This window comes from Paracoccus halophilus (assembly GCF_000763905.1).
GTDB lineage: Bacteria > Pseudomonadota > Alphaproteobacteria > Rhodobacterales > Rhodobacteraceae > Paracoccus > Paracoccus halophilus.
Genome location: NZ_JRKN01000019.1, coordinates 43,185 through 66,802 on the forward strand (window position 1 = coordinate 43,185; position 23,618 = coordinate 66,802).

Annotated in this window: 24 protein-coding genes and 1 tRNA gene; 8 read left to right on the top strand and 17 right to left on the bottom strand. The window is 67.6% G+C overall.

The window, feature by feature from the left end:
• Position 1 precedes the first annotated feature (1 nt).
• The 5 genes from IT41_RS13060 to IT41_RS13080 form a co-directional block, all read right to left on the bottom strand.
• Positions 2–1,114: a hypothetical protein gene (locus tag IT41_RS13060; RefSeq protein ID WP_036742092.1), complete on the bottom strand. Its 1,113-nt coding sequence runs from the start codon at positions 1,112–1,114 to the stop codon at positions 2–4.
• A gap of 8 nt (positions 1,115–1,122) precedes the next feature.
• Entirely contained in the window at positions 1,123–2,118 is a 996-nt protein-coding gene (locus IT41_RS13065; RefSeq protein ID WP_139221702.1) for a hypothetical protein, read from the bottom strand.
• Positions 2,115–2,846, bottom strand: coding sequence for a hypothetical protein (locus tag IT41_RS13070; RefSeq protein WP_036742098.1), 732 nt, complete (start codon positions 2,844–2,846; stop codon positions 2,115–2,117). Before IT41_RS13070 ends, IT41_RS13065 begins: the two co-directional genes overlap by 4 nt.
• Positions 2,847–2,970: 124 nt before the next feature.
• Positions 2,971–4,296, bottom strand: coding sequence for a tRNA (N6-isopentenyl adenosine(37)-C2)-methylthiotransferase MiaB (gene miaB / locus IT41_RS13075; RefSeq protein WP_036742195.1), 1,326 nt, complete (start codon positions 4,294–4,296; stop codon positions 2,971–2,973).
• A gap of 71 nt (positions 4,297–4,367) precedes the next feature.
• On the bottom strand, positions 4,368–6,044 hold the full coding sequence (locus IT41_RS13080; RefSeq protein WP_036742101.1) for an amidohydrolase family protein: 1,677 nt from the start codon (positions 6,042–6,044) through the stop codon (positions 4,368–4,370).
• Positions 6,045–6,197: 153 nt separating this feature from the next.
• Here IT41_RS13080 and IT41_RS13085 point away from each other — a divergent pair, with 153 nt between their 5' ends.
• Positions 6,198–7,559, top strand: coding sequence for an aminotransferase (locus IT41_RS13085; RefSeq protein ID WP_036742104.1), 1,362 nt, complete (start codon positions 6,198–6,200; stop codon positions 7,557–7,559).
• A 24-nt stretch (positions 7,560–7,583) separates the two neighbouring features.
• Here the strand turns inward: IT41_RS13085 and IT41_RS13090 are convergent, their stop codons facing one another.
• Positions 7,584–7,853 (bottom strand): DUF3572 domain-containing protein, encoded by a 270-nt coding sequence (locus IT41_RS13090; protein ID WP_036742108.1) that lies wholly within the window; start codon positions 7,851–7,853, stop codon positions 7,584–7,586.
• A 115-nt stretch (positions 7,854–7,968) separates the two neighbouring features.
• Here IT41_RS13090 and IT41_RS13095 point away from each other — a divergent pair, with 115 nt between their 5' ends.
• The 3 genes from IT41_RS13095 (at position 7,969) to IT41_RS13105 (ending at position 10,604) form a co-directional block, all read left to right on the top strand.
• Complete coding sequence (locus IT41_RS13095) at positions 7,969–9,363, top strand: diguanylate cyclase domain-containing protein (protein ID WP_036742110.1); 1,395 nt, start codon at positions 7,969–7,971, stop codon at positions 9,361–9,363.
• Between the two features lie 105 nt (positions 9,364–9,468).
• Entirely contained in the window at positions 9,469–9,894 is a 426-nt protein-coding gene (locus tag IT41_RS13100; protein ID WP_231564746.1) for a DUF983 domain-containing protein, read from the top strand.
• Positions 9,891–10,604 carry an NUDIX hydrolase gene (locus tag IT41_RS13105; protein WP_036742113.1) on the top strand — a complete coding sequence of 238 codons (714 nt, stop codon included), beginning with the start codon at positions 9,891–9,893 and terminating at the stop codon, positions 10,602–10,604. The genes IT41_RS13100 and IT41_RS13105 overlap by 4 nt, the downstream gene beginning before the upstream one ends.
• Before the next feature lie 79 nt (positions 10,605–10,683).
• Here the strand turns inward: IT41_RS13105 and gltX are convergent, their stop codons facing one another.
• Positions 10,684–12,024, bottom strand: a complete 1,341-nt coding sequence (gene gltX, locus IT41_RS13110; protein ID WP_036742116.1) for a glutamate--tRNA ligase — start codon at positions 12,022–12,024, stop codon at positions 10,684–10,686.
• A gap of 76 nt (positions 12,025–12,100) precedes the next feature.
• Between gltX and IT41_RS13115 the strand changes: the two genes are divergently transcribed.
• Both IT41_RS13115 and IT41_RS13120 read left to right on the top strand, forming a co-directional pair.
• Positions 12,101–12,508, top strand: coding sequence for a metallopeptidase family protein (locus IT41_RS13115; RefSeq protein ID WP_036742119.1), 408 nt, complete (start codon positions 12,101–12,103; stop codon positions 12,506–12,508).
• Positions 12,508–13,479, top strand: coding sequence for a 1-phosphofructokinase family hexose kinase (locus tag IT41_RS13120; RefSeq protein WP_036742122.1), 972 nt, complete (start codon positions 12,508–12,510; stop codon positions 13,477–13,479). Before IT41_RS13115 ends, IT41_RS13120 begins: the two co-directional genes overlap by 1 nt.
• On the opposite strand, the gene IT41_RS13125 is transcribed toward IT41_RS13120, so the two are convergent.
• The 10 genes from IT41_RS13125 to rpmH form a co-directional block, all read right to left on the bottom strand.
• Positions 13,476–13,997, bottom strand: coding sequence for a SixA phosphatase family protein (locus IT41_RS13125; RefSeq protein ID WP_036742126.1), 522 nt, complete (start codon positions 13,995–13,997; stop codon positions 13,476–13,478). The two genes, IT41_RS13120 and IT41_RS13125, sit on opposite strands and share 4 nt — an antisense overlap.
• An 87-nt stretch (positions 13,998–14,084) precedes the next feature.
• Entirely contained in the window at positions 14,085–14,984 is a 900-nt protein-coding gene (gene argB / locus IT41_RS13130; protein WP_036742129.1) for an acetylglutamate kinase, read from the bottom strand.
• A 60-nt stretch (positions 14,985–15,044) separates the two neighbouring features.
• Positions 15,045–15,695 carry a ribosome biogenesis GTP-binding protein YihA/YsxC gene (gene yihA / locus IT41_RS13135; RefSeq protein WP_036742132.1) on the bottom strand — a complete coding sequence of 217 codons (651 nt, stop codon included), beginning with the start codon at positions 15,693–15,695 and terminating at the stop codon, positions 15,045–15,047.
• Positions 15,692–16,450 (bottom strand): MOSC domain-containing protein, encoded by a 759-nt coding sequence (locus tag IT41_RS13140; protein WP_036742134.1) that lies wholly within the window; start codon positions 16,448–16,450, stop codon positions 15,692–15,694. The genes yihA and IT41_RS13140 overlap by 4 nt, the downstream gene beginning before the upstream one ends.
• Complete coding sequence (gene yidC, locus IT41_RS13145) at positions 16,447–18,357, bottom strand: membrane protein insertase YidC (protein ID WP_036742137.1); 1,911 nt, start codon at positions 18,355–18,357, stop codon at positions 16,447–16,449. Before yidC ends, IT41_RS13140 begins: the two co-directional genes overlap by 4 nt.
• Positions 18,358–18,570: 213 nt before the next feature.
• Complete coding sequence (locus IT41_RS13150; RefSeq protein ID WP_036742139.1) at positions 18,571–19,866, bottom strand: EAL domain-containing protein; 1,296 nt, start codon at positions 19,864–19,866, stop codon at positions 18,571–18,573.
• 59 nt (positions 19,867–19,925) lie between these two features.
• Positions 19,926–20,843: a tRNA 2-thiocytidine(32) synthetase TtcA gene (gene ttcA, locus IT41_RS13155; protein WP_052081524.1), complete on the bottom strand. Its 918-nt coding sequence runs from the start codon at positions 20,841–20,843 to the stop codon at positions 19,926–19,928.
• Between the two features lie 47 nt (positions 20,844–20,890).
• Positions 20,891–21,124, bottom strand: a complete 234-nt coding sequence (yidD, locus tag IT41_RS13160) for a membrane protein insertion efficiency factor YidD (protein WP_036742142.1) — start codon at positions 21,122–21,124, stop codon at positions 20,891–20,893.
• On the bottom strand, positions 21,121–21,564 hold the full coding sequence (gene rnpA, locus IT41_RS13165; protein WP_036742145.1) for a ribonuclease P protein component: 444 nt from the start codon (positions 21,562–21,564) through the stop codon (positions 21,121–21,123). Before rnpA ends, yidD begins: the two co-directional genes overlap by 4 nt.
• A 32-nt stretch (positions 21,565–21,596) precedes the next feature.
• Positions 21,597–21,734, bottom strand: coding sequence for a 50S ribosomal protein L34 (gene rpmH, locus IT41_RS13170; protein WP_036742148.1), 138 nt, complete (start codon positions 21,732–21,734; stop codon positions 21,597–21,599).
• 239 nt (positions 21,735–21,973) lie between these two features.
• On the opposite strand from rpmH, the gene IT41_RS13175 reads away from it, so the two are divergent.
• Both IT41_RS13175 and IT41_RS13180 read left to right on the top strand, forming a co-directional pair.
• Positions 21,974–23,404, top strand: coding sequence for a sensor histidine kinase (locus IT41_RS13175; RefSeq protein WP_036742151.1), 1,431 nt, complete (start codon positions 21,974–21,976; stop codon positions 23,402–23,404).
• 92 nt (positions 23,405–23,496) lie between these two features.
• Positions 23,497–23,573 (top strand) — tRNA-Arg (locus IT41_RS13180).
• Positions 23,574–23,618 lie beyond the last annotated feature (45 nt).

Consider the following 23,618-nt stretch of genomic DNA (forward strand, 5'->3'; position numbering starts at 1 on the left):
GCTATTCCAGCGCGATCGCGCCGATCGCGACGCCGCCTTCGCCCGGATCCAGCCGCAGGCGCAGATCCATCGGACCGCTGCGCCGCACCGCGCAGCTTGCCGCGCCATCCGCGCTGATCGGGCATTGCGTGCTCAGCGTCCGCCATCCGCCCCCGGGCCAGCGCATTTCAAGCAGCGCGGCCGAGGGCGGGCCACAATCCTCCGTGACCGAGGCGCGCAGCGTCTCGATCCGCTGTCCCTCGGGGATCGAGATCACGATATCGACCCGGCGTTCGCCCGGCGCCGCCGCGATCCGCCAGCAACCGCCCTGCCCCGAGCTCAGCCGCGCCAGCGGCGGCGCGCCCGGCTCAAGCCGGCCCAGGATCGCCTCGACCTGATGCGCGACCTCGGCCTGCGGCGCTTGCGGCGCCTGTCCGCGCAGATGCGCTTCGACCAGCGCAAAGGCAGCGGCGATGCGGTCGAAACGCAGCGCGCGCATGGTATCCGAATCGGGCAGGACCTGCAGCACCATCGCCGCCGGAACCTCTTGCCCCTGATGATCCATGGTCGCGACCGCGCCGCTGATGCCGCCCTTGAGATAGCGCAGATCGGCCTGATCGCGCGGCGCCAGCAGCATCACCGCGCCCTGATCCTCGCCATTCACCATACGCTTGAGCTCGGCCGGGAAACTGGCGGTGGTGGCATCCTGCACGGTTCTGATCACAAACGCCCCGGCCTGTGGCAGGGTGATGCGAAACAGCCCCTCGGCCAGGCCCAGCCGCGAATTGCAGGCATCCTTGAGCCTCGCGCCTGAACCGACCGGCGCAAAGGCGAGATCGGTCGCTCCGGCGGCGGCCTCGACCGCGCCGGGCACCGCGCCGACCGGGATCGGGCGGTCGCTCTGGCCGCTGCGCCCGAGCGTGTCGTCAAAGACGAAAGCCGCCGGCTCTTGCGCGCCATCGGGCGCGATCACATGCAGCGGCAGCGCCAGCCAGCAGCGCCCGTCGCGGGGCGAGCCGAACAGCCAGCCCTGCCCGCGCTCGCCGAATCCGGCGCGTATCTGCACCGGCTCGGCCAGCAGCGCGCCGGGCAGCAGGATCAGGATCAGGGCTTTGGCCAGCATCGCGATACGCATGAACTCCCTCACTCCCGCGTGGCAACCAGCTGATAGATCGTGATCAGCGTCGGAAACAGAAAGATGAAGCTGGCCACGAACAGCAGCAGCGGCGCGATGGTCGGGTCGCTGACGGCGGTGACGACCGCGCCGGCGGCGAAAGTCGTGACGCTGGTGCTGGTCTTGACCTGCACGTCCGAGGCATTGGTCAGCGCCTGCACCGCCAGCCCGCGCCCCTCGGGGTCCAGAATGGCGGTGCCGCGCAGAACATCGGGCGCGCCGCCGTCCTGTCCGGTCGCGCCGATGCCGAAATCGACCCGGCTGCCGCGCGGGATCTGGAAATCCGCATCCGAAACGCGAAACACGGTCTGTTCATCGGCGCGGCTGGCGCGGCCATAGACGCTGACCGTGCCGCCATGCAGATAGTTCCCGGCCGAGGCGGTGGCGGCGATCGTCGCCGCGCCATCGCCCGCAGGCAGCAGCACCGGCGGGATGTCGCGGGGCAGCGCGACCTCGATCGTCTCGCTGCCGATCTGGCCGGTGCCCAGGATCGGCAGCGGCGCCATGGCCTCCAGCGCCGCATGCGGCAGGATCACGGTAAAGGGCCGGCCATCAAGCCCGCAATCGCGCTGGCCGTCGCGCATCACGGTCAGAAACCGGCCCCCGGTTCCGGCGCCGGCGGAATAGCGCAGCGACACCGTCTGCGGCCCCCAGATATATTCGACCCGCGCGCCCTGCGCCGGCGCCAGCAACGCGGCAAGCGGCGTCGGCGCGCCCGGCTGAGGGTCCAGACAATCCGGCGCGCGCAGCACCCAGCCGCCGCGCAGCGCCACCGTCGCCGCACCGGCGCGCGACACCTCGTAGGCAACGTAATTGCTTTGCAGATCCAGCATCAGAAGCGGATCCTGCCGGGGGCGGATCACGCCGAACAGGTAAACCACCGCCGTGGCCAGCGCCAGCGCCAGCAATGCAAGCCCAAGCGGCACCAGCAGCCGCGTCAGGCCGCGCCGCAATACCCAGTTCAATCGTCCCGTCCCGGCAGGAATATCTCGTAGCGGGTGCGATTCTCGACCAGACCGTCATCCACCACCAGTTCAAAGGCGCTGGTCTGGTGCGCGTCGTCCAGCGTGACCGGCAAGCGGCAGGTCATGTCGAAGCCGACCCGCAGATCGGCCGCGACCGGCTGGCATGCCACCTCGGCCTGTCCGGCGATCTCGATCCAGGCGGCGCCGCGCCCGCCGGCATTCAGCTGCACCAGCAATTCGGCGCGGTCGCCCTCGATCTGGCCAAGGCGCGGGATCAGGCTGGTCTCGCCGGCAAGGCAGCCCTGTTCCTGCGCCGGCATGGCGACGAGGGCGATGTCCTCGGCGTCATAGCCGCGCAGTTCCTCGGTCAGATTCGAGAACGGCTTGAGCAAGGTCCCGCCCTCGCCATCGGCCGGGCTGCGCAGGATATAGACATTGCGGGCGCTGTAGAAACCGTCGCGGCTGATCGCCCGCAGGCAGAGCGGCCGGCCATCGGCCGGTGTCGCGATCCGCACGCTGTCGGCCAGAAACGGGCCGGCGGCCAGCCCGCCCAGCACCGCGCCGACGATGACCCCGCCGCCGACATTGGCGGCGCGGCTGGGGTCGAAATATTCCTCGATCGGGTCATTGGCGGGCACCGCCTCGCGCAGCACCGGCGCATCCTGCGCGGCGGCAAGGCCCGGGACCTGCCCAAGGACGAACAAGACGGGAAAAAGCGGTTTCAGCATGGCAACCTGACGAATCGCAACCTGTGAACGGGACAGGTCCAGTTTGCGGCGCTGGCGATAAGGATCAAGTTCTTTATGGCCTTTTATCCGCTCCTGACCGAAATGACAGGCGCGGAGGGCATGGTCAGGCCGCCAGTTCCCCGGCCAGCGAATTGGGCGCGCTATGGGTGATGCGCACGCGCACCAGATCGCCCACACGCGCCTGCGGCGCCTCGACGAATACCGCGTGCAGGTAATCGGACTTGCCGACCATCTGGCCCGGATTGCGGCCCGGCTTTTCAAACAGCACGCCCAGTTCACGCCCGACCATGCTTTGCTGCGCGGCCTTTTGCTGGCTGGTCAGCAAGGCCTGCAATTCCTGCAGGCGCGCATCGGCGATATCGCTCTCCACCTCGGGGCGTTCATAGGCGGGCGTGCCGGGACGCGGCGAATACTTGAAGCTGAAGGCGGTGCCGAAATTCACGCGCGCCACCAGATCCAGCGTGGCGCGGTGGTCGTCATCCGTCTCGCCGGGAAAGCCGACGATGAAATCGCTGGTCAGCATGATGTCGGGGCGCGCCTCGCGGATACGCTCGATCAGGCGCAGATATGTCTCGACCGTGTGCTTGCGGTTCATCGCCTTCAGGATGCGGTCGCTGCCCGATTGCACCGGCAGATGCAGATAGGGCATCAGCTTCGGCTCGTCGCGATGGGCGGCGATCAGGTCGTCGGCCATGTCATTGGGATGGCTGGTCGTATAGCGGATGCGGTCCAGCCCGTCGATTTCGGCAATGGCGCGGATCAGCCGGCCAAAGCCCCATTCGCGACCCTCGGGACCCTCGCCATGCCAGCCATTGACGTTCTGGCCCAGCAGCGTGATCTCGCGCACGCCGCGCCCGACCAGATCGCGGGCCTCGGCCAGGATGCGGGCGACCGGGCGGCTGACCTCGGCCCCGCGGGTATAGGGCACCACGCAAAAGGCGCAGAACTTGTCGCAGCCCTCCTGCACGGTCAGAAAGGCCGCCGGCGCGCGGCGCGTGGCGGCGGGTTTGGGCAGATGCTCGAACTTGTCCTCGGCCGGGAATTCGGTATCGATGCCGCCGCCCTTGCGGACCATGGCGGGCAGGCGGTGATAGGCCTGCGGGCCGACGACCAGATCGACCAACGGCATGCGGCGCTGGATTTCCGCGCCCTCGGCCTGGGCGACGCAGCCGGCGACGCCGATCTTCAGATCGGGCCGCTCGGCCTTGAGCGGCTTCAGCCGGCCCAGATCGGAATAAAGCTTTTCCGCCGCCTTTTCGCGGATATGGCAGGTATTGAGCAGGACCATATCCGCCTCGGCCTGGTTTTCGGTCAGGACATAGCCTTCGCTGCCCATGGCCTCGGCCATGCGCTGGCTGTCATAGACATTCATCTGGCAGCCATAGGTCTTGATGAAAAGCTTCTTGGGCGTGCTGGGCGGGGTGGTCATGGTCATGTCCCGGGAATGATCCGCGCCCTATAGCGCATGGGCGCGGAAAAGCAAAGCGCGGGCCGCGCCGTTCAGCCCGCGAAATGGCTGCGCCAGACCGCGTTATCGACGAAGAAGCGGCCAAGCGCGTCATGGCGCTTGCGGCCGGGGCCAAGCAGGAAGCGGCTGGCATTGCCGCCCATCACCGCATCGAATTCCGCCGCATCGGGGATCACCTCGCGCAGGAACTCCTGCATGCCGGCCAGATAGGCGTTGAAGCCCGGCTCGCGCGCCACCATGGTCCAGTCCGATCCGTAGAGCATGCGTCCCAGAAAGCGGGCGCGATCCTCGCCCGTGCCGGCCAGCGCGCGCAGGCGCCCTACGGCGGTCGGACGGTCGGTGCTGTCCAGCGCGACCTCGTTCCAGTAGCCGGTATCGAACCAGACCTGCTGGCCGGCGCGGATCATGTCGGCGATCACCGCCAGCCAGTCGCGCCGGAACGCGATGCCGCAGCGCGTCGGCACCGGCCTTGTGTCGCTGATCCCGCCCAGATGCCCGGCATGGGACAGGTTCAGCCGCAAGGAGGCGAACCGCTGCAGCACCCGCTGCCAGTAGACCGGCGCGGAATAAAGCCCGGTCCCGTTCCCCGCCGCCATGCTGTTATTGGCATGGGCCTGGATCGGCACCTCCTCGTCCGCGCACCAGGCGTAAAGCCGGTTCAGCTCGCGGTCGATCTGCGCCCCGGTGACACCGGCCGGAAAGCGCGAATGGGCAAAGCTGATGCCGTCATTGCAGGTCGCGCGAAAGCCCATCGGCGGGTAGAGCTTGACGCCCGCAAAACCCTGGTTCCGGACCGCGTCCTGCACCCTTTGCAGGGTGCCCGGCCCGTCGATCACGGCGCGCAGCGGGCAGAAGGGGGCGAAATTCAGGATCAGCGTATCCTTGCGCGCCCGGGCCAGCGCCGACATGACCGCGATCTGATCGTCCGGCCCGGACAGCCAGCCGCCATCGCTGCTTTCCGAGTTCAGCCAGTATTCCAGATCCACCAGCGAGGTGACAAAGACCCGCATCCGCTTGCCGCCATCGCCGCCGTAAAGCCGGATCATCTCGGTGATCAGATCGCCCCGGCCGCGGGTCAGCAGCGCCGCCCATTGAATGGTCGGGATCAGCCTGCCCGGCCGCAGCGCCCCCTGCCGCGCGCCGGGCGCGGCGCGCATCGCGCTGGCCGTCGGGCCGCGATAGATCAGCGCGGCCAGCGTCTCGCCATCGGGCTGCGCGGCCGGGGCGATCCGTCGCGCGGCCATGGCCCGGGGCTCGGGCATCGGCTCGCCGCTGGCCTCGGCGCGGATCATCTCCAGGAGCAGCGCATCCTCGTCGCTGGTGCCGCCGGTGCCGGCCATCCGGGCCGCCGCCCCGGCGCCGCGAAACTCGTCGATGCCGCGCGCCACGCTTTTCTGGTCGTCGGCCACTGTCCGGGCGCGGATGCCCGCCGCCTCCGCCGCCGCCGAGGGGGTTCCGATGCGCAGGATATTGACCAGCAGCCGGATCAGGCTTTTCAACGGCACCCCGCCGGGCAAAGGCGTGCCCTCGGGGCCAAAGACGACCTGTTCCAGAAAGCCGATCGCGGGCACGTCGCGGCCGTTGAAGACATGGGCATGCGCGTCAATGCCCAGATCCAGCGGATAGGGAACCGGCAGCGATGGCGGCCGCGGCACGCAGCCCGAAAGAATTCCCGCCATGCCGCCCAGGAACAAGCGTCGATCCAGCATCGAAAAAACTCCTCTTGCGCAAATATCCACAGCCTAGCGCAAAAACGGCGCCTGTTCACGGCTTCGTGTGCGGCCTTTGCGACGCTGCGCCCCATTGAACGCGCGCGGCGCCGTGCTAGCCTGCGTGCAACCCTGTTCACGGAGGCCGCCGCCATGACGAAACCGCAAAGCTGGGACGCCCGGGCCAAGGAGTATTCGCTTTACGGATTCACCGACATGCCCTCGGTCCATGACCGCGGCACGGTGGTCGTCACCCATGGCGAAGGGCCTTATATCGTCGATACCAACGGGCGGCGCTATCTGGATGCCAATTCCGGCCTGTGGAACATGGTCGCCGGGTTCGACCACAAGGGGCTGATCGAGGCAGCGCAGGCGCAATATGCACGCTTTCCGGGCTATCACGCCTTTTTCGGGCGTATGTCCGACCAGACGGTGATGCTGTCGGAAAAGCTGGTCGAGGTCTCTCCCTTCGCCTCGGGCAAGGTGTTCTACACCAATTCGGGATCCGAGGCGAACGACACCATGGTCAAGATGCTGTGGTTCCTGCACGCGCATGAGGGCAATCCGCAGCGGCGCAAGATCCTGACCCGCTGGAACGCCTATCACGGCGTCACCGTGGTCTCCGCCAGCATGACCGGCAAACCCTATAACGAGGTTTTCGGCCTGCCGCTGGACGGCTTTATCCACCTGACCTGCCCGCATTACTGGCGCCATGGCGAGCCGGGCGAGACCGAGGAGAAATTCGTCGCCCGCCTGGCCCGCGAGCTCGAAGAGACCATCGAACGCGAGGGCGCCGATACCATCGCGGGTTTCTTTGCCGAGCCGGTGATGGGCGCAGGCGGCGTCATCCCGCCGGCGCGCGGCTATTTCCAGGCGATCCAGCCGATCCTTTGCCGGCACGGCATCCCGCTGATCTCGGACGAGGTGATCTGCGGTTTCGGCCGTACCGGCCAGACCTGGGGCTGCGAAACCTATGATTTCATCCCCGATGCGATCATTTCCTCAAAGAACCTCACCGCCGGGTTCTTTCCCATGGGCGCGGTGATCCTGGGGCCGGAACTGGCCGGCCGCATCGGCGCCGCCATCGAAGAGATCGAGGAGTTTCCGCATGGCTTTACCGCCTCGGGCCACCCGGTCGGCTGCGCCATCGCGCTGAAGGCGATCGACGTGGTGATGAACGAGGGGCTGGCGGACAATGTGAACCGGCTGGCCCCGCGCTTCGAGGCCAATCTGCAGCGCCTCGCCGAAAAGCCCAATATCGGCGAATATCGCGGCGTCGGCTTCATGTGGGCGCTTGAGGCGGTCCGCGACAAGGCCACCAAGACCCCCTTCGACGGCAAGCTCTCGGTCAGCGAACGCATCGCCAATAGCTGCACCGATCTGGGGCTGATCTGCCGGCCGCTGGGTCAGTCGGTGGTGCTGTGCCCGCCCTTCATCCTGACCGAGCCGCAGATGGACGAGATGTTCGAGAAACTGGAACAGGCGCTCGACAAGGTCTTTGCCGAGCTCGCCTGATCGGGCCCTCGCGCGCACCGCCCGCTACCAGGGATCGCCGCCGCCCAGCACCGCGCGGGCCATCTGCACGCGCTCGGGGCGGATGCCGGCCCGAGCGGCAAATTCCAGCACGCGCCGGTCATGCTCGAGCAGGAAATCCAGCACGAAAAGCGCGAATTCCGGCCGCGCCGCCATGGCCCGCAGCCCCGCCGCATCGCTGCCCGATTGCGCCAGCAGCGCCATCACCATCTCGCCATCCCCGGCGATATGCTCAAAGCCGGCATCCGCGATCCGGCGCGCCTCGTCTTCCGTCATTGCGCTCTCGCCTTTGTGACCCCGCAGGCCGGATTCCGGGTGTCCGGTAGGGAATTGTTAACCATTCCGGCGCAAGATGATCCCCCAGGAAATCGGTGTAAAGCGGACATTGCATATGGTAGGACGCATTCTTGTCATCGACGGCGTGCCGACCAATCGCATCACGATGAAGGTCCGGCTGCGATCGGCCTGCTACGAGGTGGCAGTCGCCGCCTCGGGACAGGAAGCGATCCGGATCGCGCGCCAGACCCATCCGCAGATGGTGCTGATCGGCCGCAGCCTGCCCGACATGTCGGGCGCCGCCCTTTGCGCCGAGATGCGCCGCCTGCCGCTGGGCGCGGACCTGCCGATCCTGATCCAGGCGACCGGGGCCGAACGCGTGGCGACGCTGCGCGCGGGCGCCTCGGCGCTGATCGAGCCCGATGGCGACGAACTGGCGCTGCTGGCGCGGATACGCGGATTGCTGCGCCATGACGGCGAGGTCACCCGCGAGGATGCGCTGACCGGCATGGCGGAACCGGCGGCCGGCTTTGAGCATGACAGCCGCCCGCAGGCCGTGTTCGTGGGCAACCAGCCCGCCACCGCGCTTGGCTGGCGGCATGCGCTGCAGGGTCGCGTCGGCTTTCGCATCACGGTCAGCGAAGCCGAACGCGCCCTGGCCGAGGCGTCGGTCGGCCGCGCGCCCGATCTTTACCTGATCGCCGCCGATATCCAGCAGCCGGGCGACGGGCTGCGGCTGCTCTCGGAACTGCGCTCGCGCCCGCATTCGCGCGAGGCGGCTTTCGTGATCGCGCTGCGCCCCGAACGCGCCGACATGATCCCGGTCGCGCTGGATCTGGGCGCAGGCGACGTGCTGCCCTGGAACCTCGCCAGCCCCGAGGCCGCGCCCGAAGCCGCGATCCGGCTGGACACGCAGCTGGCCCGCAAGCATCAGGCCGACCGTCGCCGGCATGAAACGCAGCGCAACATGCGATGGGCGATGACCGATCCGCTGACCGGGCTGCACAATCGCCGCTTTGCGCTGCCGCGCCTGCACGAACTGGCGGTCGAAACCGGCGAAAGCGGCCGCGACCTGGCGGTCATGGTTCTGGATCTGGACCGTTTCAAGCTGGTCAATGACATGCACGGCCACGCCGCCGGCGATGCCGTTCTGGCCGAGATCGCCGCCCGTCTGGCCGCCTCGCTGCCCGAGGCGGCGCTGCTCGCAAGGCTTGGCGGCGAGGAGTTCCTGGCGATCCTGCCCGATTGCCCGATGCCGGCCGCGCGGCGCATCGCCGAGGATATGCGCCGCGCGGTCATGTCCGCCCCGGTGCGGCTGCCCGATGGCAGTGGCCAGGCCGAACTGGGGGTCACCATATCGGCGGGCGTGGCGGTGCTGAGCGCGGCCGAGGCCGCATCCGCCCCCCCCGACGCCGAGGCGCTGCTGGCCCGTGCCGATCACGCGCTCTTGGCGGCGAAATCCTCGGGCCGGAACCGGATCGTGATGGCACCGCTGAGCATGGCCGCCTGACGCCCGCCCCGCTGCAATTTGTCGCAGCCGCCCGCGCGCAAGGCCGTGCTTTCATTTTCGCCCCTTTTCACATACATTCCCGAGCAGAAGAAAAGGAAGGCGCCCATGTCCCAGTTGCACGCTGATATGCCCCATGCCGCGGGCCGTCCGCTCAAGCCCGCGATGCTGCGCGGCGCGCTTGGCCGCTGCCCGGCCTGCGGTCAGGGCCGGATGTTCGGCGGCTATCTGAAAGTCCTGCCGAGCTGCCGCAATTGCGGCGAGGAACTGCACCATCAGCGCGCAGATGACGGCCCGGCCTATCTGACGATCCTGCTGGTCTCGCATCTGGGCGCGCCGCTTCTGCTGGCGATCTTCATGCTTTACCGCCCCTCGGCCATGTCGATGCTGATCAGCTTCAGCCTTGGCGCCATCATCCTGTCGCTGCTGCTGCTGCCGCGCATCAAGGGCGGTTTCATCGGCTTCCAATGGGCGCGGCGCATGCACGGCTTCGGCGATGAACCGCATACGCCGATCGAGGCCCAGACCTCGTGACCGCCGAAGCGGGCGATCACTCTCGGCCCGACGCTCCGATTCGCGACGCGGCGACGGTGATCGTCATTGATCGCAGCGATCGGCGCGGCGCCTCGGTCCTGATGGGGCAACGTGGCGCGAAGGCGGTCTTCATGCCATCGAAATACGTCTTTCCCGGCGGCGCCGTGGATGTCGAGGATGGCGCCATCGGGCTGAGCCGCCCTCTGGCCGCGGCGACCTCTGCCCAGCTGGCCGCCGAGCCGCGTGAAGGATCCGCCGTCACGCCCCAGGCGCTGGCCGCCGCCGCCCTGCGCGAACTCGCCGAAGAGACCGGCCTGCTGACAGGCACGTCCGGCACCGCGCCCGAGGGCTGGGACCATTATGCCAAGGCCGGGCTGACGCCCGACCCTTCGGGCCTGATCTACATGTTCCGCGCCATCACGCCGCCGGGACGTTCGCGGCGTTTCGATGCGCGTTTCATGGCGCTGGACGCGACCTGTCTGCATGGCGACCGTCATGATTTCAGCGCCGCCTGCGACGAGCTTTCGCATCTTCACTGGGTGCCGATCCCCGAGGCCCGGGCGCTGGATCTGCCCTTCATCACCGAGGTCGTGCTGGCCGAGGTTGCGGCACTGCTGCGCGCGGCGGGTGACGGGCCGCTGGCACAACCCGGCTCGGTCCCGTTCTTCGACAATCGCGGCGCCGCGCCGCGTTTCACCCGGATCGGCTGACCCCGGGCGCCTTTCGGGATTAACTCCCTTATCGCGTTTCGGTTACGCCTGATGCGCCCGCAGCCGGCCTTTTTCGGACTTAACCCGCATCGCCCTGGCCACGCGCCTGCACCACCTGCAAGAGCGGCATCAGATCGGACATGTCCGGCCCGTGCGCCTGCCCGGTCAGCGCCTTGCGCAACGGCATGAACAACCCCTTGCCCTTGCGCCCCGTGGCCTCTTTCACCGCCGCGGTGAATTCGCCCCAGCTGGCATCCGTATAGGGCGGCGGCGGCAGCAGCGCCATCGCCCGGGCGATGAACTCGGCATCCTCGGGGTCGATCTGCGGCTCGGCCCCTTGCGAAAAGATCTGCCACCAGCCGGCCAGATCCTCCAGCCGCGTGATGTTCTGCGAGGCGACGCGCCAGAACCGCTCGGCCAGATCGCCGGGCACGCCAAGCGCGGCAATGCGGTCGCGCACCGCCTCGAAGGGGCGGGACTGGTTCGCCTCGCGCGTGAGCGGCCAGAGATCCTCGGCATCGAACTTGGTGGGCGAGGCGCCGAACTGGCCGATATCGAACCCCTCGGCCAGATCGTCCATGGACATGCGCAGCTCGACAGGCTGCGAAGAGCCCAGCCGCGCCATCAGCGACAGAAGCGCCTCGGGCGCGACGCCGTTCTCGCGCAGGTCCCTGATCGCCAGCACGCCCAGGCGCTTGGACAGTTCCTCGCCCTGTGCGCCGGTCAGCAGGCTGTGATGGGCGAATTCCGGCGGCGTGCCGCCAAGCGCGCGGATGATCTGGATCTGGGTCGCGGTGTTGGTCACATGGTCCGAGCCGCGCACGATATGGGTGACGCCCATATCCGCGTCATCGACGGAACTGGCGAATGTGTATAGCACCTGCCCATCGGCGCGGATCAGCACCGGATCGGACACGCTGGCCGCGTCGATGGAAATATCGCCCAGGATGCCGTCGGCCCATTCGATCCGTTCCTGATCCAGCAGGAAGCGCCAGTAGCCGTCGCGCCCCTCGGCCCGCAGCCGGTCCTTGTCGGCATCCGACAGGGACAGCCCGGCGCGGTCATAGACCGGCGGCTTGCCCATGTTCAGCTGCTTCTTGCGCTTCAGGTCCAGCTCGGTCGGGGTCTCGAACACCTCGTACAGGCGGCCCGCGGCACGCAGCGCCCCGGCCGCCTCGGCATAACGCTCAAGCCGGTCCGACTGCCGCTCGATCCGGTCCCATTGCAGGCCCAGCCATTCCAGATCGCGCTGGATTCCGTCGGCATATTCCTGTTTGCTGCGTTCGCGATCGGTATCGTCAAGGCGCAGGATGAAGGTGCCGCCCGACTTGCGGGCGATCAGGTAGTTCATCAGCGCGGTACGCAGGTTGCCGACATGGATATGGCCGGTGGGCGAAGGGGCGAAACGGGTGGTGGTCATGGAGCTCTCCTGTCGGCTTCGCTCTTTCACAAACGCCGGTTTTTGTCCATATCGGGACCAAAGACGAGGTAAGCGAATGCTTGACTGGAAAGACGCCGAGGCGCCGGCCGCCGCCGATATCGAGGAACTGGCGCGCGAGGCCATCGCCGGCCTGCCGCCCGAATTCGCCGGCCCTGCCGCCCAAGTGGTGCTGCGCGTCGAGGATTTCGCATCCGAGGAATTCCTGGACGAATTGCAGATCGACGACCCGCTGGAGCTGACCGGGCTTTACGACGGCATCCCCATGACCGAGAAATCGCCCAGCCAGCCGCAGCATTTCCCCGATACCGTCTGGCTGTTCCGCCGCGCGATCCTGGACGAATGGGCCAGCCGCGGCGATGTCGGGCTGGGCGCGCTGGTCGCGCATGTGGTGGTGCATGAATTCGCCCATCATTTCGGCTGGTCGGACGAAGATATCGCGACAATAGACACATGGTGGGAATGATGGAACAGGCACCGATCCTGACGATCACGCTGAACCCGGCGCTGGATATCTCGACCTCGGTGGCGCGGGTCGTGCCGGATGAGAAACTGCGCTGCAGCGAGCCCAGCTTCGACCCCGGCGGCGGCGGCACCAATGTCAGCCGCGCGATCCGCGCCATGGGCGGGACCAGCCGGGCGCTGGTCGCGCTTGGCGGTGCGGCCGGGCAGCGCATGGCCGACATGCTGGCGCGAATCGGCATCTCGGTCATCAGGCTGCCCGCGCCCGGCGAGACACGCCAGTCGCTGACCGCCGATGACGAGACGACGCGCCAGCAATACCGCTTTGTCATGCCCGGCCCGGAATGGTGCGAGGATGACGTGGCCCGCGCGCTGAACGCCGCCACCGACGCGGCAGAGCATAACTGCATGGTCGTGCTCTCGGGATCGAACCCGCCCGGCGTTCCGGCGCGCTTTGCCGCGATGCTGGCCGAGCGGCTGCAGGGCAGCGGCGCGCGGCTGATCGTCGATACCTCGGGCGAGGCGCTGGCGACGGTGGCCCGGGCCACGGATCGCCGCACCGACATCCTGCGCATGGACGATGCCGAGGCCGAGGCGCTGGCCGGCCGGCCGCTGCCCTATCGCGCCGACACGGCCGCCTTCGCGGCCAGCCTGGTCGCCTCGGGCGCGGCGCGGGGGGTGATCGTGGCGCGCGGCCGGGACGGCAATATCATCGCCACCGACGAGGGCATCTGGCATGCCGAGGCGGCGCGCGTGCCGGTCCGCAGCAAGGTGGGCGCCGGCGACAGTTTCCTTGCCGGGTTCACGCTGGGCTATGCGCGCGGCTGGCCGGTCGCGGATGCGCTTGGGCTGGCGGGGGCGGCGGCCTCGGCCACGGTGCAGACGCCCGCGACGGAACTCTGCCGGGGCGAGGATGTCGAGCGGCTGTTCGCCGCGCGCGTCGTCACCCGCATGCAGGTGGGGCCGAACCCCTAGCCGCGGCGGCCATCCATGCGCACGAAATCCAGCACGCTGCCCTGTCCCGGCTCGATATCGGCCCAGCCATCGACCTGGAAATCGACCACCAGGGTCGCGGCGGTCGGATAACGCCGGAAATCGGGATCTGCCGGCGGCCGCGCCGGCAGCCGCGCGGCAAATTCGGCGATGCCCGGATTATGGCCGATCACCATCACCGTCGGCGCCGAGGCGGTGCGCAGAAATTGCAGCATCTTTTCGGGCGCGGCATGGTAAAGCCCCGGCTCGAAACGGATATGCGGCCGCACCTCGAGCGGTGCCAGCGCCACACGATCCCAGGTTTCGCGCGTCCGCGCGGCGGTCGAGCACAGCACCTCTTCAGGCTCGTAGCCGCGGCTGGCCAGCCAGTCGCCCAGCTCGCGCGCCGAGCGGCGGCCCCGATCGTTCAGCGGCCGGTCATGGTCCGCCTGCATCGGATCCTCCCACGAGGATTTCGCATGCCGTGTCAGGATAAGCCGGCAATAGCCCTGAGGGGTCATCGGATAGCCTTTTCGACCAGTTGAGATTCCGCCGCCGACCGAGCCTGCCACAGCTTTCGCCGCGCGGGCAAGCCCTGTTTGCCTTGCTCAGAGCCCGTCGCCGCCCTGCCGCAGGCCGCGCGGCTTGACGCGCGGCTCGGTCGAGCGGATCAGGCTGCCCGCGCCATGTTCGGTGAACAGTTCCAGCAGCGTGGCATTGGCGACGCGCCCGTCGAGGATCACCACGGCGCGCACCCCCTCCTCCAGCGCCTTCAGCGCGGTTTCGGCCTTGGGGATCATGCCGCCGGCAATGGTGCCGTCGACGATCATGTCCCGCACCTGTTGCGGCGTCATCGCGGTCACCACCTCGCCCGAGGCATCCTTGACGCCCGCGACATCGGTCAGCAGCAGCAGCCGGTCGGCCTGGAGCGCCCCGGCGATCGCCCCGGCAGCCGTGTCGCCATTGACGTTGAAGGTCTCGTTGTCCTCCATGCCGGTGGCAACGGGGGCGATGACCGGGATCATCCCGGCATTATAGAGATCGCGGATGATCTGCACGTTCATCTCGACCGGACGGCCGACAAAACCCAGTTCCGGGTCGTCCACCTCGCAGACCATCAGGTCGTCATCCTTGCCGCTGATGCCCACGGCGCGGCCGCCGGCATCGTTGATCGCCTGCACGATTCGCTTGTTGACCAGGCCCGACAGCACCATCTCGACCACCTCGACGGTTTCGCGGGTGGTGACGCGCTTGCCGCGCACGAAATGGCTTTCGATGCCCAGCCTGTTCAGCAGATCGTTGATCATCGGGCCGCCGCCATGGACCACGACCGGATGGATGCCCACCTGCTTCATCAGCACGATATCGCGCGCGAATTCCGCCATGGCCTCATCGTCGCCCATGGCATTGCCGCCGAATTTCACCACCACCACCGCGCCCGAATAGCGCTGCATATAGGGCAGCGCCTCCGACAGCGTGCGGGCGGTGGCGATCCAGTCACGGTTCATGTTCTGCTTTCTCATCGGTGACCCCAGTTCGTCGAGCCGAGCCTAGGCCGGCAGAGGGGATCAGTCCAGACCGGCAATGATGGCGCGCAGCGTGGCGATGCCCTGCCCCTTGTCCGAGCTTGTGATCACAAGCTCGGGATAAGCGGCGGGGTGCTTTTGCAGCGCCTCCTGCACCTGCGCGACGGTCGCCGCGAGGGCTTGAGGTCCGATCTTGTCGGCCTTGGTCAGCACGACCTGGAACGGCACGGCCGCCCGATCCAGCAGGCGCATGATCTCGTGATCGACATCCTTGATCCCGTGGCGCGAATCGATCAGCGCAAAGGCCCGGCGCAGGGTCGGCCGGCCCGAGAGATAGCTTTTCAGAAGCGCCTGCCACTTGGCCACAACCGCGACCGGCGCCCTGGCGAAACCATAGCCCGGCAGATCGACCAGATAGCCCTGCTCGCCCAGCGTGAAATAGTTGATTTCCTGCGTGCGGCCCGGCGTGTTCGAGGCGCGCGCCAGCGACTTGCGCCCGGTCACCGCATTGATCAGGCTGGACTTGCCGACATTGCTGCGCCCGGCGAAACAGACCTCGGGGCGATCGGCGGGCGGCAGCCCGTCCATCGCGACGACGCCTTTCAGGAAATCCACGGGACCGGCGAAAAGCTGGCGCGCGGCCTCGGCAACCTCGGGGGCCGGATCCGGCGCGATGGGAAAGGCGACCTTCATATGCGGACCTCGTCGCCCAGGGCGATGGTGCCACCCTGCACCACCTCGGCGTAGATGCCGAAATTCTGATCGCCATATTCGGCGGCAAGCCTGGTCGGCATATCGCCATCGATCAGCCCGGTTTCCGTGTCGGCGCTGGTGGCGGCGCAACGGCCGATCGCCTGTGTCACACGCAACTCGGCCCCGCCGATGGTCAGCACCTGGCCGATCAGATCACGCTCGGCATGCGGCTTCCAGCCATCCAGCCACAGGTTGGCGCGCCACCGCGCGACACCCAGCGGCCGGCCCAGACGCGTTTCCAGATCGCGCAGGCTGGACAGGGACAGGATCGATACCCACGGCTGCGCCTCATCGGTCCAGCCGGTCGGCCCCCTGACCAGTCGGGTCGGCGCGGGCTTGTCCGCCGGCCATAGCGGGCGCAGCCATTCGACCAGCCGCGCGCCCTCGGTCGCCGGATCAAAGGTCAGATCCGGCAATTCGGGATGGCGCAGCGCGATCGGGCCGGACGGCGCGCCCGCGCCCCAGCCGCCCCTGACGGCTTGCAGACCGGAGGAAGCCGCGCCGCGCAGAAAGCAGGATTTGGGCAGCCAGCGTGACGGCTCCACGCCGGCATGACGCTCGCCCGCCTCGGTCAGCAGGGCCCAGATACGATCCCCCGCCAGGCGGCGCGCGGCCTCCAGGCGGGTGGTCGAGAGATCCTCGCCCCCGATCGCCTTGATCGGGTGGCGGCGGATACGGGCGATGCGGGCGGTCATTTACCGCCCTTGTCGCCACCCTTGCCGCTGCGCCCGGGCCGCGTTGGCAGGCTGGACTTGATGTTTCCGAAGAAATCCGGCCGGTGCCCGTGCATCGACATGATCGTGTATTGCTGGATGATCGTGATCACGTTGTTGGTGATCCAGTAAAGCACCAGCCCCGAGGCGAAACCGCCCAGCATCAGCATGAATATCCACGGCATCCAGGCAAAGATCATCTTTTGAGCCGGATCGGCGGGCGCCGGGTTCAGCTTTTGCTGCATCCACATCGAGATGCCCAGCAGGATTGCCAGGATCGGCAACGAGAAACTGTGCAGAAAGGTCCCCTGCCCCGGCGTGGCCCAGGGCAGCACGCCGAACAGGTTCCACAGGCTGGAGGGGTCCGGCGCCGAAAGATCGCGGATCCAGCCCAGCCAGGGCGCGTGCCGCAATTCGATGGTGACGAAGATCACCTTGTAGAGCGAAAAGAAGATCGGGATCTGCAGGAGCACCGGCAAGCAGCCCGCCGCCGGGTTCACCTTTTCGCGCTTGTAAAGTTCCATCACCTCTTTTTGGTACTTTACCCGGTCGTCGCCGGTGCGCTCCTTGATGGCCTCCATCTGCGGCTGCATTTCCTTCATCCGGGCCATCGAGACATAGGATTTGCGCGCCAGCGGAAAGACCAGCAGTTTCAGCACGAAGGTCAGCGCGATGATCGCCCAGCCCATATTGCCGATCATGCCGTTCAGCCAGTGCAGCAGGCGGAAGATCGGCTTGGTCAGGAAATAGAACCAGCCCCAGTCGATGGAATCGACGAAACGGTCGATCCCGGGATCCTGCTGATAGCCGTTGATGGTTTCCCAGACCTTGGCGCCGGCGAACAGATAGCTTGAGGTCGTGGCCGTCGCGCCGGGCGCCACGGTCTGGACCGGCATCCGGGTCTCGGTCTGATAGATTTCCGCACCGGGCACATATTTCGCCACTGCGGTGAAGGATTGCCCCGGCGCAGGCGCAAGGCTGGTCATCCAGTATTTGTCGGTGAATCCGATCCAGCCGTTTTCCTGCACCTCGATCTTGCGGGCCGGGCCTTCGCCCGGAAGCACGTCCAGATCGGGCAGATCATCGTAATTCTGTTCCAGCAGTTCGCCATCGGTCATGCCGACGACGCCCTCGTGCAGGACAAAGAAATTCTGCGTATCGGGCTGGCCGTGGCGGGCCAGAATGCCGTAGGGCGCGGCCGAAAACGGCGCGGCGCCGGTATTCTCGACCGACTGGGTGACGGTGAACAGGAACTTGTCGTCCAGCTCATAGCTGCGGCGGAATATCTGGCCCGCGCCATTGTCCCAACGCAGGGTCACGGGCTGACCGGGGGCCAGGGTGGTGCCGGACTCGACCTGCCAGATGGTGGCCGGTCCGGGCAGCAATGCCGGGTCGGTGCCGGCCGCGGGCATCCAGCCGTAAACCGCGTAATAGGGTTTCTGGACCGTCACCTGCGCATCGCCCCCGGGAGCGAGCGGGCCGCCATCACGCGTGAGATTGACCTGAGCGGTGGGCGACAGCAGGCGCACATAGGGTGAACTCTGGTCCAGGGTCTCGTGATAGCCGGTCAGTTCCAGATCGTCGATGCGGCCGCCCGCAAGCGAAATCGAGCCGGAGAGCGAAGGCGATTCGATCTGCACCCGCGCCGCCGCCGCCGAGGGATCGGCATTGACGGCACCCGCCTGCCCGAGTTCCGGCGCGCCGGTGGCCTGTCCGGCGGCGCCCGGCGGCATCTGGGCGCCCGTCTCGCCGTTCTGCGCCGCCTGCTGGGTCGAGGCGGCCTCATCGGCCGGGGGCGGCGGCTCGGGCGCGAAGAAAATCGACCAGACAAGCATGACGAGGGCGGAAAGCACCATCGCCAGGATGAGGTTGCGGTTGTTATCGTCCATTCCGGAGCTGCCCCTATGTCTTTTCCCGGCCAGTGGGTTCGGGCCGCTTCAACAGAAGCGACCGGCAAAGGTCAAGGGAATTTGCCGGAAAACACCGAGATCACAGGCACCGCGCCAGCAATTCCGGCCGGGCCCTGACCGCGACGCCACCAGTTCGGCGCCCCGGCGCGGCGCGGGCGGGCGCCGCGCTTTCCACCCGCTCAGCGCCGATAATCAGGCCTCTCGCAACAGGTCGAAGGGCATCGAGGGCGCATCGCCATCGCACATGAGGAAAGCGTCGACCTCCTCGGGATCGAGCCAGGGCGCGACCGCGTCGCCCTGGACCGCATCGAAACCCATCTGTGACAGAAAGGCATATTCCTCCGGCGTCCGGACATCGTCGCCCAGGGTGGCCAGATTCAGATGCTCGGCCAAGGCAAGAACGGCCAGAATCATGCGCTGCGGATCGCCGCAGCGGTCGCATCCGGCGATCAGATCGCCCGCGATCCGCACCCGCTGAATGGCGAAGCTGCGCAGATCCGCCAGCCCGGAACTGCCGGTTCCGAACTCACCCAGGGCAAGCCGGCATCCCGTCGCTGCGAGGCGTTTCAGATTGTCACCGACGGAGGCGCAGGCGGTGCTTAGGCCGGTGGGCTCGGTCACCTCGAGTTCCAGACGCGCGGCGGCGAGTTCCTGCCGGTCCAGTTCCCAGATGATCGTGTCGGCGGTCAGCGGGTCCGCCAGAACCGCTTCGGGCAGGGCCAGCGAGATGAACGGCACCCGCACGCCCAGCCGGTCCCAGCCGCGCAGGGCCGACAGGATCCGCCGCAACCCCTGCTGCAGCAGAACCGCCAGGGTCTCGCGATCCAGATGCGCGGCAACCTCGGCCAGATCCACCTGACCGCCCGAGGGGTCCATGACCCGGAGCGAGGCGCGCAGCGCGGCCACGCGCCCGGTATCGCAGCAGATCTGAGGCCTGAACATGACCCGGAGATCACCGGCCGGGTCCCTTGGCACCGCGCCGGCCCCCGCCGCGTCTTGACCCGCACTTGGCGGCATCGCGACATGGCGGAAACGATCCGTACCGGCCTGCCCTTCCCGGCTTCGCAACTCGGCGCGCCCGGCGGCATAGAGCGCGCCAATGTCATGCCGGCCGGTCACGTCGCCCACGATCACAGCCTGCGCGGCCGGGGTAATTTGTAGCCCCGGCAGATCAAGCCTCGTCTGGACGATACGCGGCATTTCGGCAAGCAGCCCGGGAATCGTCCGGCTCTGCGGATCGGCAAAGACGCCGCAGATTTCGGCGCTGCCCGGGCTTCGCGCCCGGGGCAGCAGCCGCAATTCCGAAACCAGCCGCAGCGTCAGCCGGTCCAGCAGCCGGTCCAACTGCGCCTGCCCGATGCTGCCGCGCAACATCCCCGGATTGTCCAGCCGCAGCACCAGTGCCAGCCGGGCGCAAGCCCGCTTGTCCGTCCTGTATCTGAGCAGCCTTGCCAGACCTCTCGCCAAAGCACCGATGCCATAAGCCATCTGTCGATCCGAATCATGTTCCACGATCCGGATCCTAGACGGGCAGGCTTTTTGTTCGGTTAATGTTCCCGCAGATCGGGAATGTTCTTTTCGTTAAAATTCTCCCCAACTCCCGGAAGACCGGGCTCCAGCGCCGCGAAATCGAACAGTTTCGCGTCCGGCAGATGCGAGGGCCGCACATTGGTCAATGCACGGAACATGACCTGCCGACGGCCGGGGCTGCGGGCCTCCCATTCGTCCAGCAGCTTCTTGACCTGCATGCGCTGCAATCCCTCCTGGCTGCCGCACAGATCGCAGGGGATCACCGGGTAACCCATGGCGCGGGCGAAGCGGTCGCAATCGGCCTCGGCCACGAAGGCCAGCGGGCGCAACACGTTCAGATCGCCTTCTTCGTTCAACAGCTTGGGCGGCATCGAGGCCAGCCGGCCGCCATGGAACAGGTTCATGAAGAATGTCTCGAGAATATCGTCGCGGTGATGACCCAGCACCACGGCCTGACACCCCTCTTCGCGGGCGATGCGATAAAGGTTGCCGCGGCGCAGGCGCGAGCACAGGCTGCAATAGGTGCGCCCCTCGGGGATCTTTTCCTTCACGATGGAATAGGTGTCCTGATACTCGATGCGATGGGCGACCTGACGCTCGGTCAGGAATTCGGGCAGGACGGTCGCGGGAAAGCCCGGCTGACCCTGATCCAGATTGCAGGCCAGCAGATCGACCGGCAGCAGGCCGCGCCATTTCAGTTCATGCAGCACCGCCAGCAGGGTATAGCTGTCCTTGCCGCCCGAGAGGCAGACCAGCCAGCGATCGCCGGGGCGGATCATGTCATAGGTCTCGATCGCGGCGCGGGTTTCGCGCACCAGCCGCTTGCGCAGCTTGCGAAACTCGGTTGAGGACGGCGCGCCGCGAAACAGCGGGTGGATCTCGCCGGATTGATCGTCCGGGGTGTCGAGGGCGTCGCCGGGAATATCGTCTCGCATCAATCCATCCTCATTGCGCGGTCGCGACCGGCAGCCCGGCCCCGCGGTCAATCCCCGTCGCCGCCCGGCACCGGGTCATATCCCTGCCCGCCCCAGGGGTGGCAGCGGCAGATGCGGCGCGCCGTCAGCCAGCCACCGCGGAGCGCGCCATACCGTTCCAGCGCCTCGAGCGCATAGGCCGAGCAGGTCGGCTGAAAGCGGCAGCCATGCCCGACCCAGGGGCTGGCGATCAGCCGATAGCCGCGCACCGGCAGGGCCAGGATATGGGCCAGCGGGCTCATGCCCGGCGCGTCCCGGACGCATGGATGCGGGCCAGAGCCGTGACCAGATCGGCGCGCAGATCGGCAAAGGCGCGCTCGACCGTCGCACCGGGGCGGCCGACCAGAACGTAATCCCAGCCCGGCCGCGCGGCCCCCGGCATGACCTCGCGCGCCAGGGCGCGCAGCCGCCGCTTGGCGCGGTTGCGCGTCACGGCATTGCCCAGCTTCTTCGAGCAGGTATAGCCCACGCGAATCGTCGGATCAGCCTCATCGCCGCCGCGCCGCCGGGCCTGCAGCAGAAAACCCGGCATGCCGTGGCGGCGCGCCGAGGCGGCGCGCAGGAAATCCGCGCGCTTGCGCAGGGTCTGCCAGCCAGGGGCGGAAAAGCCGGAAGCCGCCCTGTCCGGCGGCGCCTTGGCGGCGTTCCGGTCAGCGGCGGCGGCTTGTCCTGTCCTGTCCATCGCGGGCAGCCCGCGCCCGAAGGCGCCGAAGCTTATGCGCTCAGGGATTTGCGGCCCTTGGCGCGGCGGGCGTTCAGCACGCGGCGGCCGCCCTTGGTCGCCATGCGCGCGCGAAAGCCGTGGCGGCGGGCGCGAACCAGGTTCGACGGCTGGAAAGTGCGTTTCGACATCTTTAAACTCCGGGTCTGGGCGCGTCAGGGTATGGGCCATCGGCCCACGCAAGGCGCGCCGGTCTGTTCGAGATCCGCTCGATAGTCGCAGCCGCGCCGCGAGTCAACCGTATTGCGGCGTTTTCCGCCTTTGGCAGGCGCTGCGGGAACCGTTTCGCAGTCACGCAGGTTTGAACTGCATGACGGGCATCATTATGTGAAGCGGCAGAGCCGAGACAAAGGGAATTTCAACGCAAACCATGTTCCTGAATACCCTTTCAGGCCGATTCGCGCTGCTGACAGGCATCTTCGTGCTGCTTGCCGAATTGCTGATCCTGCTGCCCTTGATCGCGAATTACCGGCTGGATTTCCTGGAATCGCGGCTTGAACGCGCGCAGATCGCCAGCCTTGCGCTGCTGGCGACCGATGAGATGCTGGCCGCGGAGCTGGAATCGGAACTGCTGGAAAATGCCGGCGTGTTCAACGTCGTGCTGCGCCGCAACGATGTGCGCCAGCTGGTGCTGTCCTCGCCGATTCCGGGGCCGATCGCGGCAACCTTCGACCTGCGGGATCAGCCGTTCTGGACCTCGATCCGCGATGCGCTGCTGCAGCTCGCGCGCCCGGAAAACAACGTGATCCGGGTGATCGGCGCGCCGGTCAATCAGGCCGGGCAACTGATCGAGATCACCACCGACACCCGACGCCTGCGCAACGAGATGATCGATTACGGGCTGCGCCTGCTGCTGATTTCGGCCGCCTTCTCGGTGCTGACGGCGCTGCTGCTGAACATCGCGGCGCAGCGGCTGCTGCTGGTGCCGATCCGGCGCGTGATCAACCACATGACCGCCTATGCCAGCGCCCCCGAGGATGCGCGCTCGATCATCACCCCGAACGCCCGGCTGGCGGAACTGAACGAGGCCGAGACCGCGCTGGCCGCCATGCAGCGCACGGTGACCTCGGCGCTCAAGCAAAAGGCGCGGCTGGCACAGCTGGGCCAGGCGGTGGCGCGGATCAGCCACGATCTGCGCAATATCCTGACCACCGCCCAGATCTTCGCCGACCGGCTGGAGACCAGCGCTGATCCGGCCGTGCGGCGCGCCGCGCCCAAGCTGGTCAATTCGATCAGCCGCGCGGTGAACCTGTGCGAGACGACGCTGGCCTTCGGCAAGGCCGAGGATCCCGCGCCCTCGCTGTCGCGCTTCAACCTCGCGGCGCTGGTGACCGAGGTGACCGAGGGCGAAGCGATGGCCTCGGACCGCCCGGAAGGCTGCGAGCCGGTCGAGTTTCTGGCCGATATCCCGCCGGGCCTGACCATCCGCGCCGACCGCGACCAGCTGTTTCGGGTGCTCTCGAACCTGGTGCGCAACGCGCGCCAGGCCATCGAGGCCACCCGCCGGCCCGGCACGATCGAGGTCGGCGCGGGCGAGGACGAAACCGAATGGTGGATCAGGGTCGGCGATACGGGTCCGGGCCTGCCCAGGAAGGCGCGCGAATTCCTGTTCCAGCCCTTTTCAGGCGGCTCGCGCAAGGGCGGCACCGGTCTGGGCCTCGCTATCGCCGCCGATCTGGTGCGCAACCACGGAGGCCGGCTGGAGCTTTTGCGCAGCGATGAGGACGGCACCCAGTTCATGCTGCACCTGCCCCGCGAACTGGCCGGCATCGAGCACCGCGTCGAGCCTGCCGAACCCTGACCGCGTGCTTGTCGGGTGGGCAAGTTTTCCACTTTGTGCATTTTTTCCCCTTGCACCCCCCTGCCCGCATCGCTACATCAGCGCCCTACGACGGACCCGTAGCTCAGCTGGATAGAGCACCAGACTACGAATCTGGGGGTCGGGCGTTCGAATCGCTCCGGGTCCGCCATTTATCCATATGTCGTCTGTCAGATATTTCTGGCTTTCCGTCAGA